Raw genomic sequence first — 17,980 nt, forward strand, 5'->3', positions numbered from 1 at the left:
CTGATGCGACGCAGACTCCGGCTGCTTACAGCGGTGAATCCTGGCTAATCTCATCGAGCGAAAGATGGAAGCTGGGAACAAATACTTCCATGAAGTAGTCCATCTCCTGGCTGCGACGCGATTCAAGCGTCGCTTCCAGTCGCGTTTTTGCCAGCAAGAATTCATTATTTCCGGCCGCGAGTTCTTCCAGACATTTCAGATATGCACACAGTGCATCTGCCTGTTTCACCAGCGATTTTTCTTCATCGCTATATGCATGCTCGTCAATTAACGGCGCAAAGATATCCCGCAGCTCTTCCGGAACCATATCGACCAGTTTTTGCTGAGCGATTTTTTCAATAGCCTTGTACTCCTGAGCGATTTGCGAATTGAAGTATTTCACCGGAGTAGGGAGATCGCCGGTGAGCACTTCTGAGGCATCGTGGTACATCGCCAGTAAAGCGATACGTTCGGCGTTGACATTACCGCCAAATTTTCGATTTTTGATAGCTGCCAGCGCATGGGCGACCATCGCTACCTGCAAACTGTGTTCGGACACATTTTCCGTCAGCACGTTGCGCATTAGCGGCCAGCGGTTAATGAGTTTCAGGCGGGAGAGATGGGCAAAAAAATGGCTCTGTTTCATAGTGACCTTACGTATGATGACATCATCAGGTCATTGTGGCGGGATAACGCTGCCGGATGCAATCTCCGGCAGTGAAATTAAGATTACAGCTGATGATAACCAGAAAGGAAACGCGCGAACTTGCTCAAAGACAGCTCGATATCATCGACACGCGGTAGCGTGACAATGCGGAAGTGATCCGGCCACGGCCAGTTGAATGCCGTCCCTTGCACCAACAGAACTTTTTCCTGCAACAGGAAATCCAGCACCATTTTCTGATCGTCGTGAATGTTAAAGCGTTTGGCGTCGATTTTCGGGAACATATACAGCGCACCACGAGGTTTCACGCAGGAAACGCCCGGAATATCGTTGATCAGTTCCCACGCGCGGTTACGCTGCTCATAAAGACGACCGCCAGGGGTAATAAATTCACTGATGCTCTGATAACCACCCAGCGCGGTCTGAATGGCGTGTTGCGCAGGAACGTTAGCACACAGGCGCATTGAAGCCAGCATTTCCAGACCTTCGATGTAGCCTTTGGCGTGTTTTTTCGGCCCGTTCAACACCATCCACCCCTGACGGAAGCCTGCAACGCGGTACGTTTTCGACAGTCCGTTAAAGGTAATGGTCAGCAGGTCAGGTGCCAGCGGCGCAATTGAGTGATGCTCAGCGTCGTCGTAAAGAATTTTGTCATAAATTTCATCGGCGAAGATAATGAGATTATGCTGACGTGCAATCTCCACAATCTCCATTAAAAGCTCTTTGGAATATACCGCGCCGGTTGGGTTATTTGGGTTGATAATAACGATCCCACGCGTACGAGGCGTAATTTTAGCGCGAATATCATCGAGGTCCGGGAACCAGTCAGAGGATTCATCGCAAAGATAATGCACCGCTTTACCGCTGGAAAGCGAAACCGCCGCGGTCCATAGTGGGTAATCTGGTGCAGGAACCAACATTTCGTCCCCGCTGTTCAGCAATGCCTGCATTGCCTGAACGATAAGCTCCGATACACCATTGCCGATGTAAATATCTTCCACGGTAACATCACGCATGCCACGAGCCTGGTAGTGCTGCATGATGGCTTTACGCGCGGAGTAAAGACCTTTGGAATCGCAATACCCTTGAGCGGTAGGCAGGTTGCGTATCACGTCAACGAGGATTTCATCTGGCGCGTCAAAACCGAACGGGGCTGGGTTGCCGATGTTCAGTTTCAGTACCTTGTTACCTTCTTCTTCCAGGCGTTTTGCTTCTTTCAGCACCGGACCACGGATGTCATAACAGACATTCTCTAATTTGCTGGATTTTTCAATGGGGGACATGAATCTTGACCTTTTTTGCTGTTATCGCCACTCCCTGCCGTGGAAGTCAGCTTAGAACAATGTACTCCCCCAGGACGGTGTTTTGAAGGTCTGCAGAATAAGATTTTGCCAGAGGGGAAGGCTCGATTGTGCTGTTAATAACTTAATAATGACAAAATAATGAGGTGTATATGCTTTACATGCAATGTTATATAGTGAATTGTTCTGATTCTTAATTGTAAGTATGGTTTTTTTATCTGTAAGATAATTGTGTGAAAATGCCTCATTTAAGAATTCACTAATGAAACGCGATGATGATATTTCCGCATTACGGAGAGTTTAACAGCGTGATGATTTCCGAGGTGTCGTAATGGGGGCAAGGTGTGAAACTATTGTTAAGCGGAATTAATGAATGAGGATGATGCTAATTAATTATTATTTAATATTCAAAAAGGTTTTGATGTGCTTATTAATAATAGAAGATTACTTTGCCTAACATAACATAACTTTGCATCAGATAATTCGCAATGACCCTTATAAATAAAAGGTTTTTGGGGTAAAATGCTCGCATAAATGACGGATCCCTGCTCTTGATGCCGCCTCACCATTGCTGTTTGTACGTGTTCGCGTATGACCAGCGATGCTGCACGAGAGTGGAACAAGGACTCACATTTACATTTATACAAACACGCGCATGTCATAAATAGAAAAGAGTGAGTAACTTAATAGATATGCGATCCCTGAAGATATATTCTGTGATCTACTTCAGGCATTATAACGGAACAATGTGAGTCGCTTTTTTAGTGCAACTCATATGCATTTTTACTTTCGTCCGGGTTCCGGATGAAACTGCCAGGGAGGCACATTACAAATGGAATTGCTTGTTTGTGTGTGCACAGCATTAACCAGCTCAGTATGAGCCGCCAGTAAGTGATAATATATGATAAGTGCAAATCGTCCGATAATTAACCTCGACCTCGATCTGCTGAGAACATTTGTTGCTGTTGCCGATCTGAACACTTTTGCTGCCGCAGCTGCCGCTGTGTGTCGTACTCAGTCCGCCGTAAGTCAGCAAATGCAGCGTCTGGAACAACTCGTTGGGAAAGAACTGTTCGCTCGTCACGGTCGCAACAAACTGTTAACTGAACATGGCATTCAACTTCTTGGTTACGCCAGGAAAATCCTGCGTTTTAATGATGAGGCCTGCTCATCATTAATGTTCAGTAATCTTCAGGGCGTGTTAACTATCGGTGCTTCAGATGAATCTGCCGATACGATCTTACCTTTCCTGTTAAATCGCGTGAGTTCGGTTTATCCGAAATTAGCGCTGGATGTCCGCGTTAAACGTAATGCCTATATGGCAGAAATGCTGGAATCCCAGGAAGTGGATTTGATGGTAACCACCCATCGTCCTTCAGCGTTTAAGGCATTGAACCTGCGTACCTCGCCAACACACTGGTACTGCGCAGCGGAATACGTATTGCAAAAAGGCGAGCCGATCCCTCTTGTATTGCTGGATGATCCAAGTCCGTTTCGCGATATGGTGCTGGCGACGCTTAATAAAGCAGATATTCCATGGCGACTGGCTTATGTCGCCTCGACGCTTCCGGCCGTTCGTGCGGCAGTGAAAGCCGGTCTTGGCGTGACGGCAAGGCCGGTTGAGATGATGAGCCCGGACCTGCGTGTGCTGAGTGGAGTAGATGGCTTACCGCCGCTACCTGATACCGAATATTTGCTGTGCTATGACCCGTCCAGTAATAATGAGCTGGCCCAGGTGATCTATCAGGCGATGGAGAGCTACCATAATCCGTGGCAATACAGCCCAATGTCTGCTCCGGAAGGGGATGATTCATTGTTGATTGAAAGGGATATCGAGTAATCGACGGACGATAGATAATTCCTGAGACAATAGTGTAAAAAACGAGCCGCTGGGGGTGTTTTAAACCCCAGCGGCTTTTTTTTAGTAAAAATCCTTCCTCGCATAGTGCAGAACGTACAAAACTGTTCATTTTTCAATCACCAGAGATTCACGTCCCGAACGCACAAATAATCGCCTGAAAAAAATCACCTGCTACAATGATGTTAAAAAATACGTAAATTTGTTGCTGCGTTTTTGTTATGGAATGACAAAAGCGTGTCACAGATCAAGAAAATACTCTCTTTTGGGGGGAGGAATCGACACAAATTCCTGTCAAAATAGACCCGTATTTTTTCCATTGCTTCACAACGGACACGATTCAACAACATCTAATTATCCTGGAGTCGTCAAGGATCTGGGGTGAAAGGGCATTAAATGCTAATGGTGTTGATATTATGTAAACTAATGTGAAGAAACTTTTGTTAAAGTTGACAAAAGGTTATAGAAAGGAGTAAAAGACCACATCAATTAGCTGTATAAAAGAATTTCTACAGTGATTGTAAGGTTTTTTTTATTCCTCCCCATGAATCGATGTGGCGTCCATCTGCCGTGAAGAGCAGTGAATCTGGCGCTACTTTTGATGAGTAAGCAATGAGTATGTCAACATCCACTGAAGTCATCGCTCATCACTGGGCATTCGCTATCTTTCTTATCGTTGCCATTGGCCTGTGTTGCCTGATGCTGGTAGGCGGTTGGTTTTTAGGCGGTCGCGCACGCGCGAGGTCGAAAAACGTGCCGTTTGAATCCGGTATCGACTCGGTCGGCTCCGCCCGCTTACGCCTGTCCGCCAAGTTTTATCTGGTGGCCATGTTCTTCGTTATCTTCGACGTTGAAGCGCTGTATCTGTTCGCATGGTCAACCTCTATCCGCGAAAGCGGCTGGGTAGGCTTTGTGGAAGCTGCAATTTTTATTTTTGTGTTACTGGCAGGTCTGGTTTATCTGGTGCGTATTGGCGCGCTGGACTGGACGCCCGCGCGTTCACGCCGCGAGCGTATGAACCCGGAAACGAACAGTATCGCTAATCGTCAACGCTAACCGCGAGGCATTAAGATGGATTATACGCTCACCCGCATAGATCCCAACGGTGAGAACGACCGTTACCCCCTGCAAAAGCAGGAGATCGTAACCGACCCTCTGGAGCAAGAAGTTAACAAAAACGTGTTTATGGGCAAGCTCAATGACATGGTTAACTGGGGTCGTAAAAACTCAATTTGGCCGTATAACTTCGGTCTTTCCTGCTGTTACGTTGAGATGGTGACTTCGTTTACCGCGGTGCATGACGTGGCGCGTTTTGGCGCAGAAGTATTGCGTGCTTCGCCGCGTCAGGCTGACCTGATGGTGGTTGCAGGAACCTGCTTTACCAAAATGGCACCGGTTATTCAGCGTCTGTATGACCAGATGCTGGAACCAAAATGGGTTATCTCAATGGGTGCCTGTGCCAACTCCGGCGGTATGTACGATATTTATTCCGTTGTGCAGGGCGTCGATAAATTCATCCCGGTTGATGTGTATATCCCGGGCTGCCCGCCGCGTCCTGAAGCGTACATGCAGGCACTGATGCTGTTGCAGGAATCTATCGGCAAAGAACGTCGTCCGCTCTCCTGGGTGGTTGGCGATCAGGGCGTTTATCGCGCCAATATGCAATCAGAGCGCGAACGCAAGCGCGGTGAACGCATTGCCGTAACCAACCTGCGTACACCTGACGAGATTTAATTTGCGCCTGTCGGCAAAGGGATTTTTCTTCGCTTATTCCTAAATCTATTTCGCGAAGCTTACTGCGCCGACAGTCACCACGGACCATTTGCAATGGTGAACAATATGACCGACTTAACCGCGCAAGAACCCGCCTGGCAGACCCGCGATCATCTTGATGATCCGGTGATTGGCGAACTGCGCAACCGTTTTGGGCCGGATGCCTTTACTGTTCAGGCGACTCGCACCGGGGTTCCCGTTGTGTGGATCAAGCGTGAACAATTACTGGAAGTTGGCGATTTCTTAAAGAAACTGCCGAAACCTTACGTCATGCTGTTTGACTTACACGGCATGGACGAACGTCTGCGCACACACCGCGAAGGGTTACCTGCCGCGGATTTTTCCGTTTTCTACCATCTGATTTCTATCGATCGTAACCGCGACATCATGCTGAAGGTGGCGCTGGCAGAAAACGACCTGCACGTACCGACCTTCACCAAACTGTTCCCGAACGCTAACTGGTATGAGCGTGAAACCTGGGATCTGTTTGGCATTACTTTCGACGGTCACCCGAACCTGCGCCGCATCATGATGCCGCAAACCTGGAAAGGTCACCCGCTGCGTAAAGATTACCCGGCGCGCGCTACCGAATTCTCGCCGTTTGAGCTGACCAAAGCCAAACAGGATCTGGAGATGGAAGCCCTGACCTTCAAACCGGAAGAGTGGGGGATGAAGCGCGGCACCGAAAACGAGGACTTCATGTTCCTCAACCTCGGTCCGAACCACCCGTCGGCGCACGGGGCTTTCCGTATCGTTTTACAACTCGACGGCGAAGAGATTGTCGACTGCGTACCAGACATCGGCTACCACCACCGTGGTGCGGAGAAAATGGGCGAGCGCCAGTCCTGGCACAGCTACATTCCGTATACCGACCGTATTGAATACCTCGGCGGCTGCGTTAACGAAATGCCTTACGTGCTGGCGGTAGAGAAACTGGCCGGGATCACCGTGCCGGATCGCGTTAACGTCATTCGCGTTATGCTCTCCGAACTGTTCCGTATCAACAGCCACCTGCTGTACATCTCGACCTTTATTCAGGACGTCGGCGCAATGACGCCCGTGTTCTTCGCCTTTACCGATCGTCAGAAAATTTACGATCTGGTGGAAGCGATCACGGGTTTCCGTATGCACCCGGCGTGGTTCCGTATTGGCGGCGTAGCGCACGACCTGCCGCGCGGCTGGGATCGCCTGCTGCGTGAGTTCCTCGACTGGATGCCGAAACGTCTGGCGTCTTACGAGAAAGCGGCGCTGCAAAATACCATTCTGAAAGGTCGTTCCCAGGGCGTTGCCGCCTATGGCGCGAAAGAGGCGCTGGAGTGGGGCACCACTGGCGCGGGCCTGCGTGCTACCGGGATCGACTTCGACGTGCGTAAGGCGCGTCCTTATTCTGGCTATGAAAACTTCGACTTTGAAATCCCGGTTGGTGGTGGTGTTTCTGACTGCTACACCCGCGTAATGCTGAAAGTGGAAGAGCTGCGCCAGAGTCTGCGCATTCTTGAGCAGTGCCTCAACAACATGCCGGAAGGCCCGTTCAAAGCGGATCACCCGCTGACCACGCCGCCGCCGAAAGAGCGCACGCTGCAACATATCGAAACCCTGATCACCCACTTCCTGCAAGTGTCGTGGGGGCCGGTGATGCCTGCCAATGAATCTTTCCAGATGATTGAGGCGACCAAGGGGATCAACAGTTACTACCTGACCAGCGACGGTAGCACCATGAGTTATCGCACTCGTATCCGCACGCCGAGTTATGCGCATTTGCAGCAAATTCCGGCGGCGATCCGCGGCAGCCTGGTGTCTGACCTGATTGTTTATCTGGGCAGTATCGATTTTGTTATGTCAGATGTGGACCGCTAATTATGCACGAGAATCAACAACCACAAACCGAGGCTTTTGAGCTGAGTGCGGCAGAGCGTGAAGCGATTGAGCACGAGATGCACCACTACGAAGACCCGCGTGCGGCGTCCATTGAAGCGCTGAAAATCGTTCAGAAGCAGCGTGGCTGGGTGCCGGATGGTGCGATCCACGCGATCGCCGATGTGCTGGGTATTCCGGCAAGCGACGTCGAAGGTGTGGCAACGTTCTACAGCCAGATCTTCCGCCAGCCGGTTGGCCGCCATGTGATCCGTTATTGCGACAGCGTGGTCTGTCATATCAACGGTTACCAGGGTATTCAGGCGGCGCTCGAGAAAAAGCTAAACATCAAACCAGGGCAAACGACATTTGACGGTCGCTTTACGCTGCTGCCAACTTGCTGCCTGGGGAACTGTGATAAAGGGCCAAACATGATGATCGATGAGGATACTCACGCGCATCTGACCCCGGAAGCGATCCCTGAACTGCTGGAGCGGTATAAATGAAAAACATTATCCGTACTCCCGAAACGCATCCGCTGACCTGGCGTCTGCGCGATGACAAACAGCCAGTGTGGCTGGACGAATATCGCAGCAAAAACGGTTACGAAGGCGCGCGTAAGGCGCTGACCGGGCTGTCTCCGGACGAAATCGTTAATCAGGTAAAAGACGCTGGTCTGAAAGGGCGCGGTGGCGCGGGCTTTTCTACCGGCCTGAAATGGAGCCTGATGCCGAAAGACGAATCCATGAACATCCGTTACCTGCTGTGTAACGCCGATGAAATGGAGCCAGGCACCTATAAAGACCGCCTGCTGATGGAGCAACTGCCGCACCTGCTGGTGGAAGGTATGCTCATCTCCGCGTTTGCGCTGAAAGCTTACCGTGGCTACATCTTCCTGCGTGGCGAATATATCGAAGCGGCAGTAAATCTGCGCCGCGCCATTGCCGAAGCCACTGAAGCGGGCTTGCTTGGCAAAAACATTATGGGAACAGGTTTCGACTTCGAACTGTTCGTCCATACCGGGGCAGGGCGCTACATCTGCGGGGAAGAAACAGCGTTAATCAACTCCCTGGAAGGGCGTCGTGCTAACCCACGCTCGAAACCCCCCTTCCCGGCAACCTCCGGCGTATGGGGCAAACCGACCTGTGTCAACAACGTCGAAACCCTGTGTAACGTTCCGGCGATCCTCGCTAACGGCGTGGAGTGGTATCAGAACATCTCGAAAAGTAAAGATGCTGGCACCAAGCTGATGGGCTTCTCCGGTCGGGTGAAAAATCCGGGACTGTGGGAACTGCCGTTCGGCACCACCGCACGCGAGATCCTCGAAGATTACGCCGGTGGTATGCGTGATGGTCTGAAATTTAAAGCCTGGCAGCCAGGCGGCGCGGGGACTGACTTCCTGACCGAAGCGCACCTTGATCTGCCGATGGAATTCGAAAGTATCGGTAAAGCGGGAAGCCGTCTGGGTACGGCGCTGGCGATGGCGGTTGACCATGAGATCAACATGGTGTCGCTGGTGCGTAACCTGGAAGAGTTTTTCGCCCGTGAATCCTGCGGCTGGTGTACGCCGTGCCGCGACGGTCTGCCGTGGAGCGTGAAAATTCTGCGTGCGCTGGAGCGTGGTGAAGGTCAGCCGGGCGATATCGAAACACTTGAGCAACTGTGTCGATTCTTAGGCCCGGGTAAAACTTTCTGTGCCCACGCACCTGGTGCAGTGGAGCCGTTACAGAGCGCCATCAAATATTTCCGCGAAGAATTTGAGGCGGGAATCAAACAGCCGTTCAGCAATACCCATTTGATTAATGGGATTCAGCCGAACCTGCTGAAAGAGCGCTGGTAACCGAATTTCGATTAACGCTCGGTCCCTGACCGAGAAAACTGGAAGCATGCTAATGGCTACAATTCATGTAGACGGCAAAGAATACGAGGTCAACGGAGCGGACAACCTGCTGGAAGCTTGTCTGTCTCTGGGCCTTGATATTCCTTACTTTTGCTGGCATCCGGCGCTGGGAAGCGTCGGTGCTTGCCGCCAGTGTGCGGTGAAGCAATACCAAAACGCGGAAGACACGCGTGGTCGCCTGGTGATGTCCTGTATGACACCGGCTTCCGATGGCACCTTTATTTCCATTGACGACGAAGAAGCGAAACAGTTCCGTGAAAGTGTGGTCGAGTGGTTAATGACCAACCACCCGCACGACTGTCCGGTATGTGAAGAAGGCGGTAACTGCCATCTTCAGGATATGACCGTGATGACCGGACACAGCTTCCGTCGCTACCGTTTCACCAAACGTACCCACCGTAATCAGGATTTGGGGCCATTCATCTCTCACGAAATGAACCGCTGCATCGCCTGCTACCGCTGTGTGCGTTACTACAAAGATTACGCTGACGGTACAGATCTGGGCGTTTACGGTGCGCACGACAACGTCTACTTCGGTCGCCCGGAAGACGGCACGCTGGAAAGCGAATTTTCCGGTAACCTGGTCGAAATTTGCCCGACCGGCGTATTTACCGACAAAACGCACTCCGAGCGTTACAACCGTAAATGGGATATGCAGTTTGCGCCGAGCATCTGCCAGCAATGTTCCATCGGCTGTAACATCAGCCCCGGTGAACGTTACGGCGAACTGCGTCGTATCGAAAACCGTTACAACGGTACGGTAAACCACTACTTCCTCTGCGACCGTGGTCGTTTCGGTTACGGTTACGTCAACCTGAGGGATCGTCCGCGTCAGCCAGTACAGCGTCGTGGCGATGATTTCATTACCCTCAACGCCGAACAGGCAATGCAGGGCGCGGCAGATATTCTGCGTCAGTCGAAGAAAGTGATCGGTATTGGTTCTCCGCGTGCCAGCGTGGAAAGCAACTTTGCGCTGCGTGAACTGGTGGGCGAAGAAAACTTCTACACCGGTATCGCTCACGGTGAGCAGGAACGTCTGCAACTGGCGCTGAAAGTGCTGCGTGAAGGCGGCATTTATACTCCGGCTCTGCGCGAAATCGAATCTTACGATGCGGTACTGGTGCTGGGCGAAGACGTTACCCAGACCGGCGCGCGCGTCGCGCTGGCAGTGCGTCAGGCTGTGAAAGGTAAAGCGCGCGAAATGGCGGCAGCACAGAAAGTGGCTGACTGGCAGATTGCGGCAATCCTCAACATCGGTCAACGTGCGAAGCATCCGCTGTTTGTTACCAACGTTGATGACACCCGTCTGGATGATATCGCGGCGTGGACTTACCGCGCACCGGTTGAAGATCAGGCGCGTTTAGGTTTTGCCATCGCCCATGCGCTGGATAACTCTGCGCCAGCGGTTGACGGTATCGAACCTGAGCTGCAAAGCAAAATCGACGTCATCGTGCAGGCACTGGCAGGTGCGAAGAAACCGTTGATTATCTCCGGGACGAACGCCGGTAGCATAGAGGTGATTCAGGCTGCGGCTAACGTCGCGAAAGCCCTGAAAGGTCGCGGCGCTGACGTTGGTATCACCATGATTGCCCGTTCCGTCAACAGCATGGGGCTGGGCATTATGGGTGGCGGTTCGCTTGAAGAAGCGTTGACCGAACTGGAAACCGGACGCGCCGACGCGGTGGTGGTGCTGGAAAACGATCTGCATCGTCACGCTTCCGCTACCCGCGTGAATGCTGCGCTGGCTAAAGCGCCGCTGGTGATGGTGGTTGATCATCAACGCACAGCGATTATGGAAAACGCCCATCTGGTACTTTCTGCTGCCAGCTTTGCTGAAAGCGACGGTACGGTGATCAACAACGAAGGCCGCGCCCAACGTTTCTTCCAGGTTTACGATCCTGCTTATTACGACAGCAAAACTGTCATGCTGGAAAGCTGGCGCTGGTTACACTCGCTGCACAGCACCCTGCTGAGCCGTGAAGTGGACTGGACGCAGCTCGACCATGTGATTGACGCTGTTGTGGCGAAAATCCCGGAACTGGCAGGTATCAAAGATGCTGCGCCGGATGCGACATTCCGTATTCGTGGGCAGAAACTGGCCCGTGAACCGCACCGTTACAGCGGTCGTACCGCCATGCGCGCCAATATCAGCGTTCATGAGCCGCGTCAGCCGCAGGATATTGACACCATGTTCACCTTCTCGATGGAAGGTAACAACCAGCCGACTGCGCACCGTTCGCAAGTGCCGTTTGCCTGGGCGCCGGGCTGGAACTCCCCGCAGGCGTGGAACAAATTCCAGGACGAAGTGGGCGGCAAACTGCGCTTTGGCGATCCGGGCGTGCGTCTGTTTGAAACCAGCGAAAATGGTCTGGATTACTTCACCAGCGTACCGGCACGCTTCCAGCCGCAGGACGGGAAATGGCGTATCGCGCCGTATTACCACCTGTTTGGCAGCGATGAATTGTCACAGCGTGCTCCGGTCTTCCAGAGCCGTATGCCGCAGCCGTACATCAAACTCAACCCAGCGGATGCCGCGAAGTTGGGCGTGAACGCAGGCGCTCGCGTCTCCTTTAGTTACGATGGCAACACGGTCACGCTGCCGGTTGAAATCGCTGAAGGGCTGACGGCAGGGCAGGTGGGTTTGCCGATGGGTATGTCCGGCATTGCTCCGGTGCTGGCTGGCGCGCATCTTGAGGATCTCAAGGAGGCACAACAATGAGTTGGATATCACCGGAACTGATTGAGATCCTGCTGACCATCCTCAAAGCGGTGGTGATCCTGCTGGTGGTTGTCACCTGCGGGGCATTCATGAGCTTTGGCGAACGTCGCCTGCTGGGTCTGTTCCAGAACCGTTACGGACCTAACCGTGTTGGCTGGGGCGGTTCGCTCCAGCTGGTTGCGGACATGATCAAAATGTTCTTTAAAGAAGACTGGATCCCGAAATTCTCGGATCGCGTCATCTTTACCCTGGCACCGATGATTGCCTTTACCTCGCTGCTGCTGGCCTTTGCGATTGTGCCAGTCAGTCCGGGTTGGGTGGTTGCCGACCTGAACATCGGGATTTTGTTCTTCCTGATGATGGCAGGTCTGGCGGTTTACGCGGTGCTGTTTGCGGGCTGGTCAAGTAACAACAAATACTCGTTGCTGGGTGCGATGCGTGCTTCTGCGCAGACCCTGAGCTACGAAGTGTTCCTCGGGCTTTCCCTGATGGGCGTGGTGGCGCAGGCCGGTTCATTCAACATGACCGACATCGTCAACAGCCAGGCGCATGTGTGGAACGTTATCCCGCAATTCTTTGGTTTTATTACCTTTGCCATCGCGGGCGTGGCGGTATGTCACCGTCACCCGTTTGACCAGCCGGAAGCCGAGCAGGAACTGGCGGATGGTTACCACATTGAATATTCCGGTATGAAGTTCGGTCTGTTCTTCGTGGGTGAGTACATCGGGATTGTGACCATCTCTGCATTGATGGTGACGCTGTTCTTCGGTGGCTGGCAAGGCCCGTTGTTACCGCCATTCATCTGGTTCGCGCTGAAAACCGCGTTCTTTATGATGATGTTCATTTTGATTCGTGCGTCGTTACCGCGTCCGCGTTATGACCAGGTAATGTCCTTCGGCTGGAAAATCTGCCTGCCGCTGACGCTGATCAACTTGCTGGTAACGGCGGCTGTCATTCTCTGGCAGGCGCAATAAGGGGCAATAAGACCATGACCTTAAAAGAATTGTTAGTAGGTTTCGGCACCCAGGTTCGTAGTATCTGGATGATCGGCCTGCACGCGTTCGCCAAACGCGAAACGCGAATGTACCCGGAAGAGCCGGTCTATCTGCCGCCCCGTTATCGTGGTCGTATCGTTCTGACCCGCGACCCGGACGGCGAAGAGCGTTGCGTAGCCTGTAACCTCTGCGCGGTAGCCTGCCCGGTCGGCTGTATCTCGCTGCAAAAAGCAGAAACCAAAGACGGTCGCTGGTACCCGGAATTTTTCCGCATCAACTTCTCACGCTGCATTTTCTGTGGTCTGTGCGAAGAAGCCTGTCCGACCACGGCGATTCAGTTAACCCCGGATTTCGAAATGGGGGAATACAAGCGCCAGGATCTGGTTTACGAAAAAGAGGATCTGCTGATCTCCGGTCCGGGCAAATACCCGGAATATAACTTCTACCGGATGGCAGGTATGGCAATCGACGGCAAAGATAAGGGCGAAGCAGAGAACGAAGCCAAGCCTATCGACGTCAAGAGCCTGTTACCGTAAGGAGAGGGGCAATGGAGTTCGCTTTTTATATCTGTGGCCTGATAGCCATACTTGCGACCTTGCGAGTGATCACCCATACCAATCCGGTACACGCACTGCTGTACCTGATTATTTCGCTGCTGGCGATTTCCGGGGTGTTCTTCTCACTGGGCGCTTACTTCGCCGGTGCGCTGGAAATTATCGTCTACGCGGGTGCCATTATGGTGCTGTTCGTGTTCGTGGTGATGATGCTCAACCTGGGCGGTTCAGAAATCGAACAGGAACGCCAGTGGCTGAAACCGCAGGTGTGGATTGGTCCGGCAATTTTGTCGGCCATCATGCTGGTGGTGATTGTTTACGCCATCCTTGGTGTTAATGATCAGGGTATCGACGGTACGCCAATCAGTGCTAAAGCAGTGGGTATTACGCTGTTCGGGCCTTACGTACTGGCGGTGGAACTGGCTTCTATGCTGCTGCTCGCGGGTCTGGTTGTGGCCTTCCACGTCGGTCGTGAAGAGCGTGCGGGTGAAGTGCTGAGCAATCGTAAAGACGACAGCGCGAAAAGAAAAACGGAGGAGCACGCATGATCCCCTTACAACATGGACTGATCCTCGCGGCAATCTTATTCGTTCTTGGCTTAACCGGTCTGGTTATCCGTCGCAATCTGCTGTTTATGCTGATTGGTCTGGAAATCATGATTAACGCCTCCGCGCTGGCCTTTGTGGTCGCCGGAAGCTACTGGGGTCAGACCGACGGTCAGGTGATGTACATTCTCGCCATCAGCCTCGCGGCGGCAGAAGCGAGTATCGGCCTTGCGCTGCTGCTGCAACTTCACCGTCGTCGCCAGAACCTGAACATCGATTCAGTAAGTGAGATGCGCGGATGAACATGCTTGCCTTAACCATTATTTTGCCATTGATTGGCTTCGTCCTGCTGGCGTTCTCCCGTGGGCGCTGGTCTGAAAACGTTTCGGCGATCGTCGGCGTTGGCTCTGTGGGCCTGGCGGCGCTGGTAACCGCCTTTATCGGCGTTGATTTCTTCGCTAACGGCGAGCAGTCATACAGCCAGCCGCTGTGGACGTGGATGTCGGTAGGCGACTTTAACATCGGTTTCAATCTGGTGCTGGACGGCCTGTCGCTGACCATGCTCTCGGTGGTCACTGGTGTGGGTTTCCTTATTCACATGTACGCCTCCTGGTACATGCGCGGTGAAGAGGGCTACTCTCGCTTCTTCGCCTACACCAACCTGTTCATCGCCAGCATGGTAGTTCTGGTGCTTGCCGACAACCTGCTGCTGATGTACCTCGGCTGGGAAGGCGTGGGCCTGTGCTCCTATCTGCTGATCGGTTTCTATTACACCGATCCGAAGAATGGCGCAGCGGCAATGAAAGCGTTCGTCGTGACCCGTGTGGGTGACGTGTTCCTCGCTTTCGCACTGTTCATTCTTTACAACGAACTGGGCACCCTGAACTTCCGCGAAATGGTGGAACTGGCACCAGCGCACTTTGCTGACGGCAATAACATGCTGATGTGGGCGACGCTGATGCTGCTGGGCGGTGCGGTCGGTAAATCTGCGCAGTTGCCGTTGCAGACATGGCTTGCCGATGCGATGGCTGGCCCGACGCCTGTCTCCGCGCTGATCCACGCCGCAACGATGGTAACCGCGGGTGTCTACCTGATCGTCCGTACCCACGGCCTGTTCCTGATGACGCCGGAAGTTCTGCATCTGGTGGGTATTGTCGGGGCGGTTACGCTGCTGCTGGCCGGTTTTGCCGCGCTGGTACAGACCGACATCAAACGTGTTCTCGCTTACTCTACCATGAGCCAGATTGGCTACATGTTCCTCGCGCTTGGCGTGCAGGCATGGGATGCGGCGATTTTCCACTTGATGACTCACGCGTTCTTTAAAGCGCTGCTGTTCCTGGCATCCGGTTCCGTCATTCTGGCCTGCCATCACGAACAGAACATCTTCAAGATGGGCGGTCTGCGTAAATCTATTCCGCTGGTTTATCTCTGCTTCCTGGTGGGCGGCGCAGCACTGTCGGCACTGCCGCTGGTCACTGCGGGCTTCTTCAGTAAGGATGAGATCCTCGCGGGTGCGATGGCGAATGGTCATATCAATCTGATGGTGGCAGGTCTGGTCGGTGCGTTTATGACCTCGCTCTACACCTTCCGTATGATTTTCATCGTCTTCCACGGAAAAGAACAAATTCACGCTCACGCCGTGAAAGGGGTAACTCACAGCCTGCCGCTGATTGTGCTGCTGATCCTTTCCACCTTCGTTGGCGCACTGATTGTACCGCCGCTGCAGGGCGTGCTTCCGCAAACGACGGAACTGGCGCACGGCAGCATGTTGACCCTGGAAATTACCTCTGGCGTGGTCGCGGTGGTCGGCATTCTGCTGGCAGCCTGGCTGTGGCTGGGTAAACGTACTCTGGTGACCTCCATCGCCAACAGTGCGCCGGGCCGCCTGCTGAGTACCTGGTGGTACAACGCCTGGGGCTTTGACTGGCTGTACGACAAAGTGTTCGTCAAGCCGTTCCTGGGTATTGCCTGGTTGCTGAAACGCGATCCGCTGAACTCAATGATGAACATCCCGGCGGTTCTTTCCCGCTTTGCAGGTAAAGGTCTGCTGTTAAGTGAGAACGGCTATCTGCGCTGGTATGTGGCATCCATGAGCATCGGTGCGGTCGTGGTGCTGGCACTGTTGATGGTACTGCGTTGAGTTAAGGATTGTGGGATTGCCCCTGGGCATATAAGAACGTAGGTCGGATAAGCCGCCTTCGCGGTGCATCCGACACTACCCCCAGTCCGAAGAGAATTTTCTGTCGTGAGAATTCGTTGAAAATCCGGTCCTGACGGGACTTTTACAAGGAATAAAGATCGCCATGTTACTACCCTGGCTAATATTAATTCCCTTTATTGGCGGCTTCCTGTGCTGGCAGACCGAACGCTTTGGCGTCAAGGTGCCACGCTGGATCGCGCTGATCACCATGGGATTGACGCTGGCGCTGTCGCTGCAACTGTGGTTGCAGGGCGGTTATTCACTGACGCAATCCGCCGGAATTCCGCAGTGGCAGTCTGAATTCGACATGCCGTGGATCCCGCGTTTTGGTATCTCTATTCATCTCGCCATTGACGGGCTGTCGCTGCTGATGGTCGTGCTGACCGGTCTGCTCGGTGTGCTGGCGGTACTATGTTCGTGGAAAGAGATCGAAAAATATCAGGGCTTCTTCCACCTCAACCTGATGTGGATCCTGGGCGGCGTTATCGGCGTGTTCCTTGCCATCGACATGTTCCTGTTCTTCTTCTTCTGGGAAATGATGCTGGTGCCGATGTACTTCCTGATCGCACTGTGGGGGCATAAAGCCTCTGACGGTAAAACGCGTATCACGGCGGCAACCAAGTTCTTCATTTACACCCAGGCGAGTGGCCTGGTGATGTTGATTGCCATCCTGGCGCTGGTTTTTGTTCACTACAATGCGACCGGCGTCTGGACCTTCAACTATGAAGAGCTGCTGAATACGCCAATGTCCAGTGGTGTGGAATACCTGTTAATGCTGGGCTTCTTCATCGCCTTCGCAGTCAAAATGCCGGTGGTTCCGCTGCATGGCTGGCTACCGGATGCGCACTCTCAGGCTCCGACCGCCGGTTCCGTTGACCTCGCGGGGATCTTGCTGAAAACTGCCGCTTACGGTTTGCTGCGTTTCTCCCTGCCGCTGTTCCCGAACGCATCGGCAGAGTTTGCGCCAATCGCTATGTGGCTGGGGGTTATCGGCATCTTCTACGGTGCGTGGATGGCTTTCGCCCAGACCGATATCAAACGTCTGATCGCCTACACCTCGGTTTCCCACATGGGCTTCGTGCTGATTGCTATCTACACCGGCAGCCAGTTGGCCTACCAGGGCGCGGTAATCCAGATGATTGCGCACGGCTTGTCGGCGGCGGGTCTGTTTATTCTTTGTGGTCAGCTTTATGAACGTATCCATACCCGCGACATGCGCATGATGGGCGGTCTGTGGAGCAAGATGAAATGGCTGCCAGCACTGTCGCTGTTCTTTGCGGTGGCAACGCTTGGGATGCCTGGCACCGGTAACTTCGTCGGCGAATTTATGATTCTGTTCGGCAGCTTCCAGGTTGTCCCGGTGATTACCGTTATCTCTACCTTTGGGCTGGTCTTTGCATCTGTTTATTCGCTGGCGATGTTGCATCGCGCTTACTTCGGTAAAGCGAAAAGCCAGATTGCCAGCCAGGAACTGCCAGGGATGTCGCTGCGTGAGCTGTTTATGATCCTGTTGCTGGTGGTGCTGCTGGTACTGCTGGGCTTCTATCCGCAGCCGATTCTGGATACCTCGCACTCCGCGATTGGCAATATCCAGCAGTGGTTTGTTAATTCCGTTACTACTACAAGGCCGTAAATCGC

General features: G+C 53.1%; 15 protein-coding genes. 13 read left to right on the forward strand and 2 right to left on the reverse strand.

The window, feature by feature from the left end:
• Positions 1–25 precede the first annotated feature (25 nt).
• Both yfbR and alaA read right to left on the reverse strand, forming a co-directional pair.
• Positions 26–625, reverse strand: a complete 600-nt coding sequence (yfbR, locus tag ACJHXA_RS10110; RefSeq protein ID WP_000813848.1) for a 5'-deoxynucleotidase — start codon at positions 623–625, stop codon at positions 26–28.
• Between the two features lie 83 nt (positions 626–708).
• Positions 709–1,926, reverse strand: coding sequence for an alanine transaminase AlaA (gene alaA, locus ACJHXA_RS10115; protein ID WP_000074527.1), 1,218 nt, complete (start codon positions 1,924–1,926; stop codon positions 709–711).
• A 919-nt stretch (positions 1,927–2,845) separates the two neighbouring features.
• Between alaA and lrhA the strand changes: the two genes are divergently transcribed.
• The 13 genes from lrhA (at position 2,846) to nuoM (ending at position 17,975) form a co-directional block, all read left to right on the forward strand.
• Entirely contained in the window at positions 2,846–3,784 is a 939-nt protein-coding gene (gene lrhA / locus ACJHXA_RS10120; RefSeq protein ID WP_000622286.1) for a transcriptional regulator LrhA, read from the forward strand.
• 630 nt (positions 3,785–4,414) lie between these two features.
• Positions 4,415–4,858: an NADH-quinone oxidoreductase subunit NuoA gene (gene nuoA / locus ACJHXA_RS10125; protein ID WP_000062997.1), complete on the forward strand. Its 444-nt coding sequence runs from the start codon at positions 4,415–4,417 to the stop codon at positions 4,856–4,858.
• A 15-nt stretch (positions 4,859–4,873) separates the two neighbouring features.
• Positions 4,874–5,536 carry an NADH-quinone oxidoreductase subunit NuoB gene (nuoB, locus tag ACJHXA_RS10130; RefSeq protein ID WP_000386733.1) on the forward strand — a complete coding sequence of 221 codons (663 nt, stop codon included), beginning with the start codon at positions 4,874–4,876 and terminating at the stop codon, positions 5,534–5,536.
• Positions 5,537–5,629: 93 nt separating this feature from the next.
• A complete protein-coding gene (gene nuoC / locus ACJHXA_RS10135) occupies positions 5,630–7,432 on the forward strand; it encodes an NADH-quinone oxidoreductase subunit C/D (protein ID WP_000247878.1) in 1,803 nt (600 codons plus the stop codon).
• A gap of 2 nt (positions 7,433–7,434) precedes the next feature.
• On the forward strand, positions 7,435–7,935 hold the full coding sequence (gene nuoE / locus ACJHXA_RS10140; RefSeq protein WP_000545042.1) for an NADH-quinone oxidoreductase subunit NuoE: 501 nt from the start codon (positions 7,435–7,437) through the stop codon (positions 7,933–7,935).
• Complete coding sequence (gene nuoF / locus ACJHXA_RS10145) at positions 7,932–9,269, forward strand: NADH-quinone oxidoreductase subunit NuoF (protein ID WP_000789502.1); 1,338 nt, start codon at positions 7,932–7,934, stop codon at positions 9,267–9,269. Before nuoE ends, nuoF begins: the two co-directional genes overlap by 4 nt.
• Before the next feature lie 52 nt (positions 9,270–9,321).
• Entirely contained in the window at positions 9,322–12,048 is a 2,727-nt protein-coding gene (gene nuoG, locus ACJHXA_RS10150; protein WP_001560196.1) for an NADH-quinone oxidoreductase subunit NuoG, read from the forward strand.
• Positions 12,045–13,022, forward strand: a complete 978-nt coding sequence (nuoH, locus tag ACJHXA_RS10155; RefSeq protein ID WP_000118507.1) for an NADH-quinone oxidoreductase subunit NuoH — start codon at positions 12,045–12,047, stop codon at positions 13,020–13,022. Before nuoG ends, nuoH begins: the two co-directional genes overlap by 4 nt.
• A gap of 14 nt (positions 13,023–13,036) precedes the next feature.
• On the forward strand, positions 13,037–13,579 hold the full coding sequence (gene nuoI, locus ACJHXA_RS10160) for an NADH-quinone oxidoreductase subunit NuoI (protein WP_000172749.1): 543 nt from the start codon (positions 13,037–13,039) through the stop codon (positions 13,577–13,579).
• A gap of 11 nt (positions 13,580–13,590) precedes the next feature.
• Positions 13,591–14,145, forward strand: coding sequence for an NADH-quinone oxidoreductase subunit J (gene nuoJ / locus ACJHXA_RS10165; protein WP_000393511.1), 555 nt, complete (start codon positions 13,591–13,593; stop codon positions 14,143–14,145).
• On the forward strand, positions 14,142–14,444 hold the full coding sequence (gene nuoK / locus ACJHXA_RS10170; RefSeq protein ID WP_000612644.1) for an NADH-quinone oxidoreductase subunit NuoK: 303 nt from the start codon (positions 14,142–14,144) through the stop codon (positions 14,442–14,444). The genes nuoJ and nuoK overlap by 4 nt, the downstream gene beginning before the upstream one ends.
• On the forward strand, positions 14,441–16,282 hold the full coding sequence (nuoL, locus tag ACJHXA_RS10175) for an NADH-quinone oxidoreductase subunit L (RefSeq protein WP_001533105.1): 1,842 nt from the start codon (positions 14,441–14,443) through the stop codon (positions 16,280–16,282). Before nuoK ends, nuoL begins: the two co-directional genes overlap by 4 nt.
• Before the next feature lie 163 nt (positions 16,283–16,445).
• Complete coding sequence (gene nuoM / locus ACJHXA_RS10180; RefSeq protein ID WP_000926441.1) at positions 16,446–17,975, forward strand: NADH-quinone oxidoreductase subunit M; 1,530 nt, start codon at positions 16,446–16,448, stop codon at positions 17,973–17,975.
• Positions 17,976–17,980: the final 5 nt, after the last annotated feature.

It is taken from the genome of Escherichia sp. WS33 (assembly GCF_046486385.1).
In the GTDB taxonomy this organism is placed as follows: Bacteria; Pseudomonadota; Gammaproteobacteria; order Enterobacterales; family Enterobacteriaceae; genus ECMA0423.

Bases quoted from the DNA above. Each gene is read 5' to 3' on its own strand.
- nuoM (WP_000926441.1), top strand. From the start codon at position 16,446: ATGTTACTACCCTGGCTAATATTAATTCCCTTTATTGGCGGCTTCCTG.
- nuoE (WP_000545042.1), top strand. From the start codon at position 7,435: ATGCACGAGAATCAACAACCACAAACCGAGGCTTTTGAGCTGAGTGCG.
- nuoL (WP_001533105.1), top strand. From the start codon at position 14,441: ATGAACATGCTTGCCTTAACCATTATTTTGCCATTGATTGGCTTCGTC.
- nuoA (WP_000062997.1), top strand. From the start codon at position 4,415: ATGAGTATGTCAACATCCACTGAAGTCATCGCTCATCACTGGGCATTC.
- nuoC (WP_000247878.1), top strand. From the start codon at position 5,630: ATGGTGAACAATATGACCGACTTAACCGCGCAAGAACCCGCCTGGCAG.
- nuoJ (WP_000393511.1), top strand. From the start codon at position 13,591: ATGGAGTTCGCTTTTTATATCTGTGGCCTGATAGCCATACTTGCGACC.
- nuoH (WP_000118507.1), top strand. From the start codon at position 12,045: ATGAGTTGGATATCACCGGAACTGATTGAGATCCTGCTGACCATCCTC.
- nuoF (WP_000789502.1), top strand. From the start codon at position 7,932: ATGAAAAACATTATCCGTACTCCCGAAACGCATCCGCTGACCTGGCGT.
- lrhA (WP_000622286.1), top strand. From the start codon at position 2,846: ATGATAAGTGCAAATCGTCCGATAATTAACCTCGACCTCGATCTGCTG.
- alaA (WP_000074527.1), bottom strand. From the start codon at position 1,926: ATGTCCCCCATTGAAAAATCCAGCAAATTAGAGAATGTCTGTTATGAC.
- nuoG (WP_001560196.1), top strand. From the start codon at position 9,322: ATGGCTACAATTCATGTAGACGGCAAAGAATACGAGGTCAACGGAGCG.
- nuoK (WP_000612644.1), top strand. From the start codon at position 14,142: ATGATCCCCTTACAACATGGACTGATCCTCGCGGCAATCTTATTCGTT.
- nuoI (WP_000172749.1), top strand. From the start codon at position 13,037: ATGACCTTAAAAGAATTGTTAGTAGGTTTCGGCACCCAGGTTCGTAGT.
- yfbR (WP_000813848.1), bottom strand. From the start codon at position 625: ATGAAACAGAGCCATTTTTTTGCCCATCTCTCCCGCCTGAAACTCATT.
- nuoB (WP_000386733.1), top strand. From the start codon at position 4,874: ATGGATTATACGCTCACCCGCATAGATCCCAACGGTGAGAACGACCGT.